The 16,843-nt window shown below is 72.4% G+C and carries 16 protein-coding genes; 10 read left to right on the top strand and 6 right to left on the bottom strand.

The window, feature by feature from the left end:
* Together efeU and ABZT12_RS03965 are read left to right on the top strand one after the other, a co-directional pair.
* The gene (gene efeU, locus ABZT12_RS03960; RefSeq protein ID WP_356376841.1) at positions 1-873 is read left to right on the top strand and encodes an iron uptake transporter permease EfeU; all 873 of its coding nucleotides are present in this window, start codon (positions 1-3) and stop codon (positions 871-873) included.
* Positions 833-1,831: a hypothetical protein gene (locus ABZT12_RS03965; protein WP_356376844.1), complete on the top strand. Its 999-nt coding sequence runs from the start codon at positions 833-835 to the stop codon at positions 1,829-1,831. Before efeU ends, ABZT12_RS03965 begins: the two co-directional genes overlap by 41 nt.
* 6 nt (positions 1,832-1,837) lie before the next feature.
* Here the strand turns inward: ABZT12_RS03965 and ABZT12_RS03970 are convergent, their stop codons facing one another.
* The 4 genes from ABZT12_RS03970 to ABZT12_RS03985 form a co-directional block, all read right to left on the bottom strand.
* Entirely contained in the window at positions 1,838-2,572 is a 735-nt protein-coding gene (locus tag ABZT12_RS03970) for a bifunctional DNA primase/polymerase (RefSeq protein WP_356376847.1), read from the bottom strand.
* A 102-nt stretch (positions 2,573-2,674) separates the two neighbouring features.
* Positions 2,675-3,655, bottom strand: a complete 981-nt coding sequence (locus tag ABZT12_RS03975; protein ID WP_356376850.1) for a small ribosomal subunit Rsm22 family protein — start codon at positions 3,653-3,655, stop codon at positions 2,675-2,677.
* Between the two features lie 58 nt (positions 3,656-3,713).
* Positions 3,714-4,886 carry a serine hydrolase domain-containing protein gene (locus tag ABZT12_RS03980; protein ID WP_356376853.1) on the bottom strand — a complete coding sequence of 391 codons (1,173 nt, stop codon included), beginning with the start codon at positions 4,884-4,886 and terminating at the stop codon, positions 3,714-3,716.
* On the bottom strand, positions 4,838-6,130 hold the full coding sequence (locus tag ABZT12_RS03985; protein ID WP_356376856.1) for a multidrug effflux MFS transporter: 1,293 nt from the start codon (positions 6,128-6,130) through the stop codon (positions 4,838-4,840). The genes ABZT12_RS03980 and ABZT12_RS03985 overlap by 49 nt, the downstream gene beginning before the upstream one ends.
* A gap of 87 nt (positions 6,131-6,217) precedes the next feature.
* Here ABZT12_RS03985 and ABZT12_RS03990 point away from each other — a divergent pair, with 87 nt between their 5' ends.
* Complete coding sequence (locus ABZT12_RS03990; protein WP_356376859.1) at positions 6,218-7,216, top strand: Gfo/Idh/MocA family oxidoreductase; 999 nt, start codon at positions 6,218-6,220, stop codon at positions 7,214-7,216.
* A 489-nt stretch (positions 7,217-7,705) separates the two neighbouring features.
* On the opposite strand, the gene ABZT12_RS03995 is transcribed toward ABZT12_RS03990, so the two are convergent.
* Positions 7,706-8,902 carry a D-alanyl-D-alanine carboxypeptidase gene (locus tag ABZT12_RS03995; RefSeq protein ID WP_356376862.1) on the bottom strand — a complete coding sequence of 399 codons (1,197 nt, stop codon included), beginning with the start codon at positions 8,900-8,902 and terminating at the stop codon, positions 7,706-7,708.
* Between the two features lie 274 nt (positions 8,903-9,176).
* Between ABZT12_RS03995 and ABZT12_RS04000 the strand changes: the two genes are divergently transcribed.
* The 5 genes from ABZT12_RS04000 to ABZT12_RS04020 all read left to right on the top strand — a co-directional run bounded on the left by ABZT12_RS04000 (position 9,177) and on the right by ABZT12_RS04020 (position 14,267).
* The gene (locus ABZT12_RS04000) at positions 9,177-10,643 is read left to right on the top strand and encodes an FtsX-like permease family protein (RefSeq protein WP_356376864.1); all 1,467 of its coding nucleotides are present in this window, start codon (positions 9,177-9,179) and stop codon (positions 10,641-10,643) included.
* A gap of 117 nt (positions 10,644-10,760) precedes the next feature.
* Positions 10,761-11,462: an ABC transporter ATP-binding protein gene (locus ABZT12_RS04005; RefSeq protein WP_356376867.1), complete on the top strand. Its 702-nt coding sequence runs from the start codon at positions 10,761-10,763 to the stop codon at positions 11,460-11,462.
* A 372-nt stretch (positions 11,463-11,834) separates the two neighbouring features.
* Positions 11,835-12,380, top strand: a complete 546-nt coding sequence (locus ABZT12_RS04010) for a DoxX family membrane protein (RefSeq protein WP_356376870.1) — start codon at positions 11,835-11,837, stop codon at positions 12,378-12,380.
* A 35-nt stretch (positions 12,381-12,415) separates the two neighbouring features.
* Entirely contained in the window at positions 12,416-12,835 is a 420-nt protein-coding gene (locus ABZT12_RS04015) for a MazG-like family protein (protein WP_356376873.1), read from the top strand.
* 109 nt (positions 12,836-12,944) lie between these two features.
* A complete protein-coding gene (locus ABZT12_RS04020; protein ID WP_356378062.1) occupies positions 12,945-14,267 on the top strand; it encodes a hypothetical protein in 1,323 nt (440 codons plus the stop codon).
* Here the strand turns inward: ABZT12_RS04020 and ABZT12_RS04025 are convergent.
* A complete protein-coding gene (locus ABZT12_RS04025) occupies positions 14,257-15,024 on the bottom strand; it encodes a TetR/AcrR family transcriptional regulator C-terminal domain-containing protein (protein ID WP_356376876.1) in 768 nt (255 codons plus the stop codon). The genes ABZT12_RS04020 and ABZT12_RS04025 overlap by 11 nt on opposite strands.
* A gap of 83 nt (positions 15,025-15,107) precedes the next feature.
* Between ABZT12_RS04025 and ABZT12_RS04030 the strand changes: the two genes are divergently transcribed.
* A complete protein-coding gene (locus ABZT12_RS04030) occupies positions 15,108-16,256 on the top strand; it encodes a hypothetical protein (protein ID WP_356376879.1) in 1,149 nt (382 codons plus the stop codon).
* The gene (locus tag ABZT12_RS04035) at positions 16,253-16,843 is read left to right on the top strand and encodes an ester cyclase (RefSeq protein WP_356376882.1); all 591 of its coding nucleotides are present in this window, start codon (positions 16,253-16,255) and stop codon (positions 16,841-16,843) included. Before ABZT12_RS04030 ends, ABZT12_RS04035 begins: the two co-directional genes overlap by 4 nt.

A 16,843-nucleotide genomic window follows, 5' to 3' on the forward strand; every position in this document is an offset into this window, starting at 1 on the left:
GTGTTCTCCAACTACCTGATCGGTCTGCGCGAGGGACTGGAAGCCAGTCTCGTCGTCTGCATCCTGATCGCCTACCTGGTCAAGACCGAGCGGCGCGACGCGCTGAGGCCGATCTGGACCGGCATCGCCGTAGCCGTCCTCATCGCGATGGGCTTCGGCTGTGCGCTCGAATTCGGCTCCCAGGAGCTGACGTTCCAGGCGCAGGAGGCGCTCGGCGGCTCCCTGTCGATCGTCGCGGTCGGCCTGGTGACGTGGATGGTGTTCTGGATGCGGCGCACCGCCCGGCAGCTCAGGACCGAGCTGCACGGCAAGCTGGACGCGGCCCTCGCGATGGGCACCGGCGCCCTGGTCGCGACCGCGTTCCTCGCCGTCGGCCGGGAGGGCCTGGAGACCGCCCTGTTCGTCTGGGCGTCGGTGCACGCGGCGAGCGACGGCACCCCGCGCCCGCTGGTCGGCGTGGGCCTGGGACTCGCCACGGCGGTCCTGCTCGGCTGGCTGTTCTACCGCGGCGCGCTGAAGATCAACCTCGCCAAGTTCTTCACCTGGACCGGCGCCATGCTGGTCGTCGTCGCGGCCGGCGTGCTGGCGTACGGCTTCCACGACCTCCAGGAGGCGGGCTGGATCCCCGGCCTGACCGACCTGGCCTTCGACATCAGCGGCACGATCCCGCCGGACAGCTGGTACGGCACCCTCCTCAAGGGCGTCCTCAACTTCCAGCCCGACCCCACCGTCCTCCAGGTCACGGTGTGGCTGCTCTACCTGATCCCGACGTTCACGCTCTTCTTCGCCCCGGTAGGGTTCGCCTCCGGGAAGGGGAAGGTGAAGGCAGCTGATGATCAGGGACCGCGGCCCCCGGAGGCCTCGAAGGCTTGACCGGATCGTCCTCCTGGCGGCCTCGTTGACCGCATTGTCCTTGACGGCCAGCGGCTGCGTCGTGGTCCACGGGGAACGCGAGATCCTCCCGGCGGCCACCCGTGCCCAAGCCGCCAGGGCGCTGAAGCAGTTCACCACCGCGTACAACAACGCCGACAAGGCGTACGACAGTTCACTGGACGCGGCGCATGTGACCGGCGCCCTCCAGGACATCGACGCGGCGCGGCTGAAGGCGGGCCATGCCAACCACCCCGGCGGCAACCCGAACTACTCGCCGCTGGCGCTGACGGACGCGCGGTTCGCCATCCCGAAGAAGGCCGGCTGGCCGCGCTGGTTCGTCGCCGACACCGCCGCCAACAAGGGCGGCACCGCCCGCTGGCTCCTCGTCTTCACCCGGAACGGGCTGGGCGACCCGTGGCAGGTGGCGTATCTGACGCTGGTGGCGCCCGGTGACGTACCCAAGTTCAAGAAGGACAAGGACGGCTGGGCCGAGGCCCTCTCCCCGAGCTCGGCCCAACTCAGCGTGCCGCCGCGGGACTTGAGCCGGGACTACGCGAAGTACCTGAAGAAGGGCGGGACGGGTTTCGCGAGCGGCCCGCACACCACCGGGTGGCGCGCGGAGCGTGCGAAGGCCACCCGGCCGGGCCTCGCCACCCAGTTCCTCGACGAACCGCTGACGAGCGGCGACTACGCCCCGTTGGCGCTGCGCACGGCGGACGGCGGGGCGCTCGTCTTCTTCACCACGCGCTACTTCCAGAAGGAGACGGCGGCGACGGGCACCTCGGTGCCCGCGCAGAACGACGACGTGAAGGCGCTCACGACCGGCGAGGTCAAGCAGTCGATCACCCTCCAGCTGATCTCCAACGCGGTGGCCCTGGACCCGGTGAAGGGCACGGGGACCGGCCGGGTGTCGGTGCTGGGGCGGATCGAGGGGCTGACCTCCGCGCAGGGCAGCTGAGCGGATTCAGCCGCGCAGTGGCCAGGCCGCGCTCGCGTGCTCCGGTTCCCCGTCGGCGTGCCGGGCGCAGGCGTCGGTGAGGGTTTCGAGCAGCGTCAGCGGGTCGGGCAGCGGGTGTTCCGGACCGCGCACCCAGTGCACGCCCTGTCCGTCGGCGGAGAGCCGGGCCGGCGGTACGAGGACGTAGGAACCCCGGCAGTGCCAGCGCAGCCCCGGGTGCTCGTCCATCGTCTCCGGGTGGCAGTCCAGTTCGCACGGCCACCACTCGTCCTCGTCCTCGGGGGTGCCCCGGGTGAGCGTGAAGAAGAGCAGCCGGCCGTCGTCGCTCGCGGCCACGGGTCCGACCTCGACACCGGCGGCGAGCAGCCCCTCCAGCGCCTCGCGGCCGACGTCGAGAGGGACGTCGAGGACGTCGTGGACGGCGCCGGTCGCGGTGATGAAGTTGGCCTGCGGCTGGTGCCGGGCCCAGCGCTCGATCTGCGCGCGGTCGGTGGTGGACTGGGCGTGCCAGGCGAAGGACAGGGGGTGCCGGGCCGGGGTGGGACAGCCCACCCGGTCGCAGGAACACCGGTAGCCGGGCGCGGGGTGCGCGGCGGGCGCGAGCGGCAGTCCCGCTCCGGCGGCGGCCAGCAGCAGGTCCTCACGCCCGCCGTCGCCGGCGGCCTCCTTCGGGCCGCGTCCGCGCAGCCAACGGGAGATTCTGCCCTGCCGGCCGGACCGGTCGCCGAACGTCGCGCTCATCCATCCCCTCACCTCGCTGTTGTGCGGACAGCATGCTCCATAGTCCCACCATCCTGCGCCCTGGATGTCCGGACTCCACAACCGGGGTGCGGGACGGACCGCTCACGGCGGCCAGGGGTCTCCCCAGTCCGCGTCCCGCGCGGCCTTGTACAGGTCACCGTGGCGTTTGGTGACCGTCGTACGGCGCAGTCGCTCGTCGCTCTCGCACAGGTCGAGGAGGACCTGTCCCTTGCGGATCTGCGGACGCCGGACCACCCGGGCGGGGGCCGGTCCGACGGGGAGGCGGGCGGCGGCGACGTAGCAGAACTTCTCGTCCTCGTACGGCAGGGAGCCGCCCTTGACCTGCCGGTGGAGGGAGGAGCGGCTGACCCGGGCGGAGAAGTGGCACCAGTCCTCGCCCGGCACGATCGGGCAGGCGGCGCTGTGCGGGCACGGGGCGGCGATCCGGAGGCCGGCCCCGACGAGCCGGTCCCGGGCCTCGATGAGGCGGGCGTACCCGGCCGGGGTGCCGGGTTCGACGATCACGACGGCCCGGGCGGCGGCCGCGGCGGCGTCCACGAGGGCGGCGCGGTCGGGGGCGGTGAGTTCGTTGAGGACGTAGGAGACGGTGACGAGGTCCGTGGCGTCGAGTTCGAGCGCCGAGCCGATCCGGGTGCGGCGCCAACTGGCGTCCCGCAGCGCGGGGTTGGCGGCGGCGATCTCCCGGCCGAGGGCGAGCGCGGGCTCGGCCCAGTCAAGCACGGTCACTGGCCGGCTGCCGCCCCACACGGCGTTGACGGCCCAGGTCGCCGCGCCGGTACCGCCGCCGACGTCGACCTGCCCCTCCGGCGCCCAGCCGGGTACGGCGTCCGCGAACGCCTCCAGCGCCGAGCGCACCGCCTCGAAGGTCGCGGGCATGCGGTACGCGGCGTACGCGACGACGTCCGCCCGGTCCCGCAGGATCGGCGCACCGGTCGGGGTGGCCCCCCGGTAGGCGGCGATCAGCCGCTCCACCGCCCCGGCGGCCTGCCGGGGCGGCAGCCCGTCGAGCAGACCCGCCAGTGCGTCGCGCAGGGTCTCGTCCGGGGATACGGGCTCGTTCACCCCACGATTCTCGCAGAGCGGGCACACCGGTCGGGTCGGCCCGGCCTCGACCGGGTTCTCACGCTCGTACCGCCCTGGCCAGGCGGGTCGCCGCGGCGGCTCTGGGGCCGCTGTCCGCGCCCCGGCGGCGGGGATGGACGGTGTTGGCGAGCAGCACCAGGAAGGTGTCGGTCGCCGGGTCGAGGACGAGGGAGGTGCCGGTGAAACCCGTGTGGCCCGCCGCTCCCCGGCCCGACAGCTCGCCCATGAACCAGGGCTGGTCGATGGCGAAGCCGAGGCCCGGCGGGGTCAGCAGGAGCTCGACGAAGTCGGCGCCGAGGATGCGGGCGGGGCCGTAGGAACCGCCCGCCAGCAGGGTGCGGCAGAAGACCGCCAGGTCGCGGGCGGTCGAGAAGAGGCCCGCGTGGCCGGCCACCCCGCCGAGGGCCCAGGCGTTCTCGTCGTGGACGACACCGCGCAGCATCCCCCGGTCGGCCTTGGCCCAGGGCCGGCGCTGGTCCTCGGTCGCCGCCGCCCCGGGGCACGGCCCGAAGTCCGTCGAGGTCATGCCGAGCGGCCGGGTGATGCCGTCGTGGACGAGGACGTCGAGGGTGCGTCCGCTGACGCGCTCCAGGACGTACTGGAGCAGCAGCAGGTTCAGGTCCGAGTACAGGTAGGTGCCCGGCTCCCCCACCGGTGCCTCGGCGCGCAGCATCGCGAGGCGCTCCGCGTCGTTCGCGCAGTCGTGGAGCGGGAGTTCGGGACGGAGTCCGGAGGTGTGGGTGAGGAGTTGGCGCACGGTGACGCCGTGCTGGGCGGCGGCGCGGAAGTCGGGCAGATAGGCGCCGACGCGGGCGTCGATGCCGAGGGTGCCGCGTTCGATCTGCTGGAGGGCGGCGACCGCCGTGCAGAGCTTGGTGAGGGAGGCCAGGTCGAAGGGGGTGTCGACGGTCATCGGGACCCGGGCGCGGAGCGGCAGTTCGACGCCCTCGTCGCGTTCGGGGTCGTGGGAGGCGTAGCGCACGGCCCAGCCCGCCGCCGCCTCGACGGCGATCACCGGGCCGCGGCCCGCGACCACGACGGTGCCCGCGGCCCAGGGGCGGTCGCCGGTGGTGAGGTCGTGGACCTCGCTCACCAGGAGGCGGAGTTCCCCGGGGTCGAGCCCGGCGCGCTCGGGTGTGTCGATGCGCAGTCTCGGCGCGCTCAGTTCCCTGCTCCCTCCGCGGACATACGGTTTTTCCAGGGACGGCACATTCCCATGAAGCAGCCCAACGCCACCAGTGCGGCCGCCAGTTGGACAACCGCCATGGGGACGGCGGTGTGTTCACCGGCGATACCGACGAGCGGGGTGGCCGTCGCGCCGATGAGGAACGAGGTGGTGCCGAGCAGCGCGGAGGCGGACCCGGCGGCCTGCCGGGTGCGGGTCAGGGCGAGCGTCTGGGCGTTGGGCAGCGTCACGCCCATCGCGGACATCAGCACGAAGAGCGCGATGGCGACGGGCCCGAGCCCGGCCTCGCCGAAGACGCCGGCCGCCATCAGCAGCAGGGCGGTCGCGGCGGCGATCACGACGGCGAGGCCGGCGCCCAGGACCCGGTCCAGGCTGACCCGGCCGACCAGCACCTTGCCGTTGATCTGGCCCATCACGACCAGGCCCACGGAGTTGACGCCGAAGAGCAGGCTGAAGGTCTGCGGGGAGGCGCCGTAGATCTCCTGGATGACGAAGGGGGACGCGCTGATGTACGCGAAGAGCGCGGCGAAGGCGAAGCCGCCCGTGAGCATGTAGCCGGTGAAGGGCGGGTCGGCGAGGAGCCGGCGCATCGCGTGCAGGGCCTCGGCGACTCCCCCGGTGTGGCGTTCGGCGGGCGGGAGGGTCTCGGGGAGGCGGGCCCGGACGACGGCCGCCAGCAGGACCCCGACGACGGTCAGGACGACGAAGACGCCCCGCCAGTCCGTCACCCGCAGGATCTGGCCGCCGATGAGCGGCGCGACGACCGGGGCGGCCCCGGAGACCAGCATGAGGGTGGAGAAGAAGCGGGCCATGGCGACCCCGTCGTAGAGGTCGCGGACGACGGCCCGCGCGATCACTATCCCGGCGGCGCCCGCGAGGCCCTGCGCCAGCCGGAGGGCGACGAGGGCCTCCACGGAGGGGGCGACGGCGCACAGGGCGGTCGCCACGACGTAGACGGCGAGGCCGGTCAGGAGCGGGCGGCGGCGGCCCCAGCGGTCGCTCATCGGGCCGACCACCAGCTGTCCCAGGGCCATGCCGACCAGGCAGGCGGTGAGCGTGAGCTGGACGGTCGCGGCGGGCGCGTGCAGGGAGCGGGTGACCTGCGGGAGCGAGGGGAGGTACATGTCCATCGCCAGCGGGGGTGTGGCGGTGAGGCCGCCCAGGACGAGGACGGTGAGCAGCCCGGTGGAGCGTGCCGTGCGCGCCCGCGGCTCGGCGCCGGCGGTGGGCCGCTCGACGTGCGGTGCCGGTGTCTCCCGTTCGGTCATGCGCCCCTCCCTGGGCCGGTGATGCGGCACCTATGCTCTCAGCTCGTACGGAGTGCTGAGGGTCGGGCGAGCTGGGGCGGTGCCGAAGTGACGGAGCAGGGCGTGCGGTGGGGAATTCTGGCGACGGGCGGGATCGCCGCCGCGTTCACGGCGGATCTGGTGGCCGCGCCGGACGCCGAGGTGGTGGCGGTGGCGTCGCGGAGCGAGGCGTCGGCGAAGGCGTTCGCCGAACGGTTCGGCATCGAGCGGGCCTACGGCGGCTGGGAGGCGCTGGCGCGGGACGAGGACATCGATGTCGTGTACGTCGCCACTCCGCACTCGGCGCACCGGGCCGCCGCCGGTCTCTGTCTGGAGGCCGGCCGCAACGTGCTGTGCGAGAAGGCCTTCACCCTGAACGCCCGCGAGGCCGGCGAACTGGTCGCGCTGGCCCGGGAGCGCGGCAGCTTCCTGATGGAGGCGATGTGGATGTACTGCAACCCGCTGACCCGACGGCTGAAGGCCCTCGTCGACGACGGCGCGATCGGTGAAGTCCGCACCGTCCAGGCCGACTTCGGGCTGTCCGGCGACTTCCCGCCGGAGCACCGGCTGCGCGACCCGGCGCAGGGCGGCGGCGCGCTGCTGGACCTCGGTGTCTACCCCGTGTCGTTCGCGCACCTGCTGCTGGGCGAGCCCGCCGGGGTGGAGGCGGCGGCCGTGCTCTCCCCCGAGGGCGTCGACCTCCAGACCGGCGCGCTGCTCTCCTGGGACAGCGGCGCGCTCGCCTCGCTGCACTGTTCGCTCGTGGGCGGTACGGGGACCTCGGCGTCGGTGACCGGTTCGCGGGGCCGGATCGACGTCCCGGACGGCTTCTTCCACCCGGAGCGGTTCGTGCTGCACCGGGAGGGCCGTGACCCGCAGGAGTTCGTCCTGGACCCGGCGGACGGTCCCCGCGCCACCCTGCGGCACGAGGCGGCCGAGGTGATGCGGGCGCTGCGTGCCGGTGAGACCGAGTCCCCGCTCGTGCCGCTGGACGGGACGCTCGCGGTGATGCGCACGCTGGACGCGGTCCGGGACCGGATCGGGGTGCGGTACCCCGGCGAGGAGTGACCCCCTGGCGGGCGGCCGTTCGGCAGCCGGGCCGGGTGGAACGCGGCGCGCACCGTGACCCGATGCGCACAAACGGAATTTCTCCGTCCGCACCATTGCGGACGTCTGCTGACTTATGCTCAACTCCCTCCATCAAAGCTTCACACTTGGAGCACAGGGCCTCCGTGGCCCTGGCTTCGGCCGGCCATCCCGAGGGGGGAGGCGGCAGCCGTTCCACGGCACGGGTGGGGGTGGGCCTCGCGCGGGACAGCGAGGTGCGCACCGTGCCGTGGAGCGGCTGCCGAATACGTCAACCGGCCTGCGGGGCACGGGAGTCGAGGTCCGTAGCGTCAACTGGACCCGGAATCACCGAAGTCGGTGCTCGTGACAACAACTGAGCCCGTACGCGCGGGAATCGGCTCCCGTTACGTCAACTGACCTCCAGCGCACGAGAGTCGGCTTCCCTTAGGTCAACTGCGTTCAAGCGCGCGGGAGTCGGCCTTCGTAAGGTCAACTGGGCTCGGACACACCGGAGTCGGGCTTCTGGTCCCTCTCGGCCGCTGCCGCCCGCACCGCCGCCCGGCGCCTGCGCAGCGCGTACGCCCCGGCCGCAAGCAGCGCGACCGTCCCTGCCGCCCCTTCCAGCAGCCGCCCGGTCGACGGTTGTTGCCCCGCCGCCGCACCAGGCGCCCCGGCCGCCTGGACCGCCCCCTTGCGGGTCGGCGTCCCACTCGGTGTCGCCCCGCCCTCACTGAGCGGCTCGACCAGCACCCCCACCGGCTTCGCCGAACTCCCGTGCGCGAAACCCCAGTCGAGCAGCGCGGCGGTCTCCTTGTAGACCTCGTTGCCGCCGCTTCCGGGGTGCATCACGGTGACGAGCAGGGTCCGGCCGCCCCGGGTGGCAGCACCGGTGAAGGTGTTGCCGGCGTGGCTGGTGTAGCCGTTCTTCACCCCGAGGATGCCCTGGTACGTGCCCAGGCCCCACGCCCCGGTCAGCAGGCGGTCGGTGTTCTGGATCTGGAAGGTCTTCTTGCCGCCGGCCGGGAACTGGGCCGTCTTCGTCGCGCAGTAGGAGCTGAAGTCGTCGTCGTGCAGCCCGTGCCGGGCGAAGAGCGTCAGGTCGTACGCCGAGGACAGCTGTCCCGGGTGGTCGAAGCCGTCCGGGCTCACCACATGGGTGTCCAGGGCCTGTAGGTCCGCCGCCCTGGCCTGCATCTCGGCGACCGTCGCGGCGACCCCGCCGTTCATGTGGGCGAGCACGTGCACGGCGTCGTTGCCCGAGCGCAGGAAGACGCCCTGCCACAACTGCTCGACCGTGTACGTGATTCCGGGCTTCACGCCGACCAGACTGGAGCCCGCCGGGATGTCCGCGAGCTCCGCGTCGGTGACCGTGTGCCGCTCGGTGCGCGCGAACTTGCCGAGCACCGTGTCGGCGAAGAGCATCTTCAGCGTGGACGCGGGCGCCAGCCGCCGGTGCGCGCGGTAGGAGGCGAGCACCTCCCCGCTCTCCTGGTCGGCGACGAGCCAGGAGCGGGCGGTGAGCTTCTTGGGCAGTCCGGTGGCGCCGAGCGCCTGTACCCCGTCGTGGGCCAGCCGCGCACCGCCGATCACGGTGGCCGCGGAGGCGGGGGCGGCGGCCGTCACGGGGAGCGCGGCCACGGTCAGGCCGAGAGCGGCCCGCCGGGTGAGCCGAGAGGAATCGTGCATCCCGGGACCGTACAAAGCCGGGCCCCGGCGGCGCACACCGGGGCACCGCGCAACTGCCGGTGACAGGACCCTCCCGATGCCGAGCACACCCCCACTGAACAGGCAGTTCCTGGCAGTACGCCCTCATACACCTGGGAATCAGCTGTCTTACGGAATATTGAATCCGGACGCCGGATTCTCAGCCCTGACACATCCTTTACTCAGGTCGACTCAAAGGTTTCTCCATAGCTTGTGGCCGCGCCCACAGCGGGCGCCAAGAACCTTTGGGGACGGGATGTTTGGCATCTATCTCAAGCGCGAGTTGAGCCGGCGCAAGAAGGCGGCCCTGGTCATCGCCATGGGTCTGGCGCTCGGTATCGCGCTGGTCATCACCGTCAACTCGGTGTCGGCCGGCATGAACCAGGCTCAGGACAAGGTCCTCAAGTCGCTCTACGGCCTCGGCACCGACATGACCGTGACCAAGGCCCAGTCGGCACCGAAGGCCGGCAGCTCCCAGGGCCCCAACTTCGACTTCGACGCCAAGTCGAGCAGCAGCACCAAGCAGAGCTCGGACCGGGTGAACACCCAGGGCGGCCAGACCCTCGCCTCCTCGCTCGTGGCGAAGGTGTCTTCCCAGAAGGGCGTGGCGAGCGCGGTCGGCGCGCTCACCCTGAACGTCACCAAGGTCGACGGCTCCTTCACCCAGGGCAAGGCGAAGTCCTCCACGTCCGGTTCGTCCTCCGGCTCCTCCCAGCAGGGCGGCCCCGGTGGCGGCACGAGCAGCGGCAGCGGCCAGCCCCAGGTCCAGGGCGGCGGCGCCTCCTTCAACGTCAACTCCTACTCGGTGGCCGGCATCGACGTCACCGACCAGGCGCTCGGCCCGCTCTCCACGTCGAAGATCACCTCCGGCAAGACGTTCACCTCCGCGCAGACGGACGCCAAGGTGGCGGTCGTCAGCAAGTCGTACGCCAAGTCGAAGAAGTACAAGGTCGGTTCGACCTTCACGGTCTCCGGTACGAAGTTCACGGTCATCGGCATCGCGACGCCCAGCAGCAGCGAGTCCACCACCGACGTGTACCTGCCGCTGAAGCAGGCGCAGACGCTCGGCGACTCGAAGAACAAGGTCACCACGATCTACGTCAAGGCGACCGACTCCAAGCAGATCTCGGCCGTCAAGTCGACCATCCAGAAGAACATCTCGGGTACGACGGTCACCACCTCCGCCGATCTGGCCTCCACCGTCTCCGGTTCCCTCTCCACCGCCTCCAACCTCGCCACCAGCGTGGGCAAGTGGCTCTCCATCGCGGTCCTGATCGCCGCGTTCCTGGTCGCCGCGCTGCTCACCTCCTCGGCGGTCTCCCGCCGGGTGCGGGAGTTCGGCACCCTCAAGGCGCTGGGCTGGCCGAGCCGCAAGGTGACCCGCCAGGTCGTCGGCGAGTCCATGGTCAACGGTCTGATCGGCGGCGCGCTCGGTATCGCGCTCGGTCTCGCGGCCGCCTACACCGTCACCGCGATCAGCCCCAAGCTGACCGCGCAGCTCGGCTCCACCGGCGGCGCGGGCGGCGGCCCCGGCGGCCAGGGCGGTCCCGGCCGGCAGGCCACCGCCAGCACCGTGCAGATCGCGCTGAACGCGCCGGTGTCGCTCACCACCATCGCCCTCGCGGTGGGCCTCGCCGTCACCGGCGGACTGATCGCCGGCGCGATGGGCGGCTGGCGCGCCTCCCGGATGCGCCCGGCGGACGCCCTGCGCAGCGTCTCGTAGTCCCACCGTCCCGCTGTACCGCTGTCCCGCTCCCCCGAACCGGGGCGCCACCTCCACTCCCCCCGGGAGGCGGCGCCCCGCCCCTCTTCCGCACCGACGTTCACTGACGGAGATCCCATGTACAAGCTCACCGGCGTCACCAAGCGCTACACGCGGGGCAAGGAGACGGTGGAGGCGCTGGACGGCGTCGACCTCACGATCGAGGACGGCGACCAGCTCGTCATCCAGGGTCCCACCGGCGGCGGCAAGTCGACGCTGCTCCAGATGATCGGCGGCCTGGACCGCCCCTCCGAGGGCAGCGTCGAACTGGACGGCGTCGACCTCGCCACCATCAGCGAGGCCAAGCTGACCCGGCTGCGCGCCGAGAAGATCGGCATCATCTTCCAGTCGTTCAACCTCATCCCGACGCTGACCGCGCAGGAGAACGTGGAGACCGCGCTGGTCCCGCTCGGCGTCAAGCCCGCCGAGCGGCGCGAGCGCGCCGCCGAGGCGCTGCACTCCGTCGGTCTCGGCGAGCGCCGCACGCACGCGCCGTCCGAACTCTCCGGCGGCCAGCAGCAGCGCGTCGCGATCGCCCGCGCGCTGGTCAAGAAGCCCAAGGTGCTGCTCGCCGACGAGCCCACCGGCAACCTCGACGAGGGCACCCGCGACGACATCATGGGCCTGCTCGAAGGGCTCTGGCACGAGTACGGGCTGACCTTCGTGATGGTCACCCACGACTCCTCGATCGCCCGCCGCGCCCCGCGCCTGGCCACCATCAAGGCCGGCCGGATCACACTCACCGAGCAGGGCAGCGGCCGGTTCGCCCAGCGGGCGTAGGACGACGCACTCGCGGCCGTACGCCGACGCACATCGGCAGTACGGCGACGCACATCGGCACCACGCCGACGCACCGCGGCCGTACGGCGCTCAGGGCCACTGACCGCCATACGGCTCCCCGGGGCCGCGCACCGTCCGGGCAACCGGCCCCCCAGGCCAACTCCCCTACGGTGCGCGGCCTTTGGCGTGGTCTCCCGCGTCCGGGCGGGAGCCGGCCCCCGGGTCCGGAAGGCGTCGCGGAACGGGGACGGCGCCCACCGCCGCCGGGGCGCCGCCACCCGAACGGCGGCGCGAACAGGTCCCGGGAGGCCGGGGATGCGACGGTGGAACGGTGGAGGGGACCCGTTGCCGCTGTCTTCCCGAGGAGTCACCGTGACCTGTTACGACCGACGTGATCTGGGCCTGCTGCTGCTCCGGCTGGGCACCGGCGGAGTGCTGGTCGCACACGGCGCGCAGAAGCTGTTCGGCTGGTTCGGCGGCGGCGGGATCGAGGGCACCGGCCTCGCCATGGAGGCGATGGGATACACGCCCGGCAAGGCGAGCGCGACCGCGGCCGGGCTGGCGGAGGCGGGCGGCGGCACGCTCCTCGCCCTGGGCCTGGCGACCCCGGCCGCGGGCGCGGCGGCGGCCGGCGCGATGGTCGGCGCCTCCGCCGTACACGCGCCCAGCGGCTTCTTCGCGCAGAGCGGCGGCTACGAGTACGCCGCCTCCCTGGCCCTGACCGCCGCCGGCCTCGCCGTCACGGGCCCGGGCCGTATCTCCCTGGACCACGCGCTGGGCCACGCGGTGAACCGGAGCTGGATGGTCCCGGCCGCGCTCGCGGTGACCGGCGCGGTGACGGCCGTCGTCGTCGGGGCGCGCAACCGGCGGGTGCGGCAGGCGGCACAGGACGACCAGGAATCGCTGTTCGAGGAGTAGGCGGGAGGTCACGGAGGCCGTGACAGGCTGGGCCCATGAACGAGCACGACGGCGGGTCCGCCGGTCTCTGGGACGGTATCGACAGTCTGTGGCAGTGGCTGGAAACCAGCCGGCCGCCGGAGCACGGGGACGGGGACGGGGACGGGAACCGCCGGGACGTTCTGCTGCTGCGGCTGCTCAAACTCTCCGAGGAGGTCGGCGAGGTCGCCCAGGCGGTGCTCGGGGTGACCGGCCAGAACCCGCGCAAGGGCACCACCCACACCTGGGACGACGTCCAGGCGGAACTGTGCGACGTCGCCATCACCGCGCTGGTGGTACTGCGCACGCTCACCCCCGACACCCGCGAGGTCTTCACCCGTCATCTGGCCCGGGTCACCGAGCGCTCCCTCGGCCCGTCCGCCGCTGTTCATCCCGCCGACGTGCCCACGCCCCGCGCCGTTGGTGACACCCGCTGAACCTTCTCGTCGACAGCGAGCCGACGAAAGGGTCCCCGTGCAGGACTACGTTTTCTCCAGCGGACGCAGGACCGTCGCCGCGACGGGCGGATTCCTCGCCCTCGCCGTGATGGGTATGGGAAGCCAGGCGCACGCGGCGAGTTACGGCACACCGACCATCTCCCTGTCGGCCGCCTACCTTTCGGGCGCCGTGGGCGCGACCGGGGACCCGGCGGTTCAGGTGACGATCGCTCAGAGCGGCGCCGACGCCGGCGCGTTGACGGTCTCGGCGAGCAAGAGCAGCAAGACGTCGGTGGCCGCCACGGGCGATGTGGCCGTCAGCGGCACCGGACCCACCCGCCAGGTCACGGTCACCGCCCGTGCGCAGGGCTACACCGACCTGACCCTGAAGGTCACCGGGCTGGGCGGCAAGACCGCCACGAAGACGCTGCACTACGCGGCCTCCGCCGCCGCCCAACTGCCCTCCGACACACGCTACTTCACCGGCTCCAGCGACGCCTCGGCCGCCGTGGACGCGGGCGGCGGCTATGCGCTCGTCGCCGACGACGAGTCCAACGTGCTGCGCCTGTACGACCGTTCGGCCTCCGGCGCACCCGTCAAGACCTGGGACTTCAGCTCGCGGATCGGCGCCGACAAGGAGATCGACATCGAGGGCGCAGCCCGCGTCGGCTCCACGATCTACTGGACCGGCTCGCTCGGCAACAACAAGGACGGCGAGTACAAGGCCGCCCGCAACACGGTCTTCACCACCACGGTGACCGGCAGCGGCGCCGCCACCGACCTGTCGTTCGGCGGCGCGTACGGCAAGCTCCGCGACGACCTCGTGGCCTGGGACAAGGCCAACGGCAACCGGTACGGCTTCGCGGCGGGCACGGCGGACGGCGAGATCCCCAAAGAGATCGACGGATTCAACGTGGAGGGCCTGGAGTTCGCGCCCGGCTCGACGACCACGGCGTACCTCGGCTTCCGCGCGCCCCTCACCCCCGCGGTCACCGGCGGCAAGGCCCTCCTCGTACCGGTCACCAACATCGACCAGGTGGTGGCCGGCAAGGCGTCGGCGTCCTTCGGCACCCCGGTCGAACTCGACCTCGGCGGCCTCTCGGTCCGTGACCTCCGCAAGAACGCGGCGAACCAGTACCTGATCGTCGCCGGTTCGTGGGCCGCCGACGACAACTCCGACCCGTACGCCCTCTACTCCTGGACCGGCAACGCCGCCGACCGGCCGGTCCAGCTGCGCTCGCTGCCGACCAGCGACCCCGGCGCGTGGGAGGCCGTGGTCGACGTACCCGACCTGACCGTCCCGGGCGCCCGCGCCCAGCTGATCACCGACGACGGCGCGGCCGACCTCTACGGCGACGGCACCGACGCCAAGGACCTCACCCACCCGGAGTGGCAGAAGTCCCGCGCGACCTGGTTCACCGTCACCGGCTGACCCGGTCCCCGGCACCGGCCTCCCCGGCCGGTCCCCCGTCGTAGGGCACCCCGGCCCGGACGGCGAGTCCCGCGATGAGCAACTCCAGGCCGTCGTGGAACTCGTCGTCCGGGTCGTTTCCGGCCAGATGGGCGGCGACCGGAGTGAGCAGCGGGTCGCCGAGCGCCGTGATCTCCTCGATCAGCTGCCGCGTCTGGCCGGGTCCCCGCGCGCCCAGCGTGAGGGAGTAGCCGAGCTCCCGCAGGATCGTGCCGGTGATGAACGCCGTGTACGCGCGCAGGACGTGCACCGCCTCCCGCGGCGGCAGGCCGAGTTCGGCGATGGCGGCGAGGGCGGAGCGGACCGCCGCCAGCACCGCCGGTGACTGCGTGGGCCGGGTGCACACCAGCGGGAACGCCTTGGGGTGGAGCCGGGCGGTGGCCCGGAACGCGGCGGCGTGCGCCCGGACCCGGTCCTGCCACCCGCCGCTGTCCGCGCCGGAGAAGTCGATCCGTCCGAGCAGTACGCCGGCGACGTCGTCCAACAGGGCGTCCCTGTTGGGCACGTGGTTGTAGAGCGACATGGTCTCCACACCCAGTTCACCGGCGAGCTTGCGCAACGAGAAGGCGCCGGGCCCCTCCTGCTCGATCAGCACCACCGCCGCGTCGACGACCTTCCGCCGGGTGAGCCCGAGCCGCCGGCCCCGCCCGGTGCCTGAACCGCTGGCCCGCGTCCGGCCGTTCATCCGGTGCCCCTGCCCTCCCTTGACATCACTCACGGCGCAAGTCTAGCTTCGGCCGGGCAGCACACATACGCCGTAAGTCTTGGGCGCTACACGGAAGTTGGGACGACGGAACCACGATGCGACTCGCCTGGCAGGACACCGACGTCCTCGACATGCCGGCCCCCGGCACCCCGGTCCCCACCTTCGACGGCCTGGACGAGGTCCCGGGTGGCTACGGGGCGAAACTGGAGTGGGCCAGGAGCCGGGCGGAGGCGTTCCGCATGGAGTTCGTCTCCACCGGCACCCCGGACACCGTCACGACCCACGACCTGGTGACGCTGCCGTACCCCACCAAGTTCGGTCTGTTCAGGGCGAGTCGGGCGGTGGCGCCGTTCCTGTCGATCACCAACCGGATGCTGGTGATCCGGTGGACGGAGAGCGACGGCCGGCGCCGGGTGCTGCTGTTCGAGCCGAGCGATGTCCCCCTCGGCCGCAACACCCCGTACTTCGCGGCCCTCGCCCGCCGCACCCCGGCCCCGCTGCGCTCCCTCATGGTGACCGAACACGGCACGGTGCAGGGCCACTTGGCCCGGCTCGGCATCGCGCCCGAGGACGTCGACTACCTCATGTTCGACCACCTGCACACCCAGGACCTGCGGCGCTGGATCGGCACGACGGCCGCGCAGCCCGACCTGGCCGGCACCGGCCCGGACGGCGACGGGAAAAGCGGCGGAGACGGCGGCGACGGTCCGCTCGACCCGGTGTTCCCGAACGCCCGAGTCGTCGTACAGCGCCGCGAACTGCTCGCCATGTCCCGGCTGCACCCGCTCCAACGGCCCTGGTACCAGCCGGAGTCGTACCGGGACGTGCGGCCGGAGGCGTTCCTCGCGGTCGACGGCGCGCGGCTGCTCGGACCGGGCGTGGCCGTCGTGGCGACCCCCGGCCACGTGTACGGCAACCAGACCCTCGTCCTCAACACCTCCACCGGCGTGTGGACCAGCAGCGAGAACGCGATCGCCGCCGAGTGCCTGACCCCCGAGCACTCGCGGCTGCCCGGCCTCGCCCGCTGGTCGCGCGCCTGGGGACAGGAGGTGGTCCTGAACGCCAACACCATCGAGACGACGGCCGAGCAGTACAACTCCCTCGTCCTGGAGAAGACGCTGGCCGACCGCTCCCAGGCCGACCCACGGTTCCTCCAGTTCTTCCCCTCCAGCGAGTTGACGGCGTCCTGGGCCAACCCCGGTACCGCACCCACCTTCACACACAAGGCGATCACCCACCGATGAGCACCGAAGAGACCACCGGACCCGCCCCCGACGCGCCCGCCGGCCGGACCCTCGCGGAGCTCCGCGCGGCCCGGCAGAAGCTGGTCCTCGACCACTTCCACGACGAGGTCCGCCAGGAGTGGGACGACGTCCTGGCCACCTTCCCCCACCCGCACTACGAGCTGATCCCGACCATGACGGTCCACGACGGCGACAGCGCGGTGCGCGGCTACTACCACTCCACCCGGCGGGCCTTCCCCGACCAGGACCACGAGATCATCGCGCTGCGCCACAGCGACGACGCGGTGATCGCCGAATTCTGGCTGCTGGGCACCCACTTGGGGCCGCTGGGCGCGATACCGCCGACCGGCAGCCGGTTCCGCGTCCGGATGACCGCCTACTTCATCTTCGACGCGGACGAGCAACTGGTCTGCGAACGCGTCTACTTCGACAGCCTGACCCTCCTCAAGCAACTGATCGGCGGCCTCGACCTCAAGAGCCCGAAGAACTGGCTGCTGGCCGCCCGCTGCCTGCGTGGCCTGCTCAAGGAGGCGGGCAGCACCCCCGACCCCGGCCTCCTCGACCCCCCGCGGGCGGTGCTCGACTGA

Origin of the sequence: Streptomyces sp. NPDC005423 (assembly GCF_040606415.1) — a bacterium.
Lineage (GTDB): Bacteria > Actinomycetota > Actinomycetes > Streptomycetales > Streptomycetaceae > Streptomyces.

Coding starts and splice junctions, on each gene's coding strand:
- ABZT12_RS03965 (WP_356376844.1), top strand. CDS start 833: ATGATCAGGGACCGCGGCCCCCGGAGGCCTCGAAGGCTTGACCGGATC.
- ABZT12_RS03970 (WP_356376847.1), bottom strand. CDS start 2,572: ATGAGCGCGACGTTCGGCGACCGGTCCGGCCGGCAGGGCAGAATCTCC.
- ABZT12_RS03985 (WP_356376856.1), bottom strand. CDS start 6,130: ATGACCGAACGGGAGACACCGGCACCGCACGTCGAGCGGCCCACCGCC.
- ABZT12_RS03995 (WP_356376862.1), bottom strand. CDS start 8,902: ATGCACGATTCCTCTCGGCTCACCCGGCGGGCCGCTCTCGGCCTGACC.
- ABZT12_RS04000 (WP_356376864.1), top strand. CDS start 9,177: ATGTTTGGCATCTATCTCAAGCGCGAGTTGAGCCGGCGCAAGAAGGCG.
- ABZT12_RS04005 (WP_356376867.1), top strand. CDS start 10,761: ATGTACAAGCTCACCGGCGTCACCAAGCGCTACACGCGGGGCAAGGAG.
- ABZT12_RS04015 (WP_356376873.1), top strand. CDS start 12,416: ATGAACGAGCACGACGGCGGGTCCGCCGGTCTCTGGGACGGTATCGAC.
- ABZT12_RS04020 (WP_356378062.1), top strand. CDS start 12,945: ATGGGTATGGGAAGCCAGGCGCACGCGGCGAGTTACGGCACACCGACC.
- ABZT12_RS04030 (WP_356376879.1), top strand. CDS start 15,108: ATGCGACTCGCCTGGCAGGACACCGACGTCCTCGACATGCCGGCCCCC.
- ABZT12_RS04035 (WP_356376882.1), top strand. CDS start 16,253: ATGAGCACCGAAGAGACCACCGGACCCGCCCCCGACGCGCCCGCCGGC.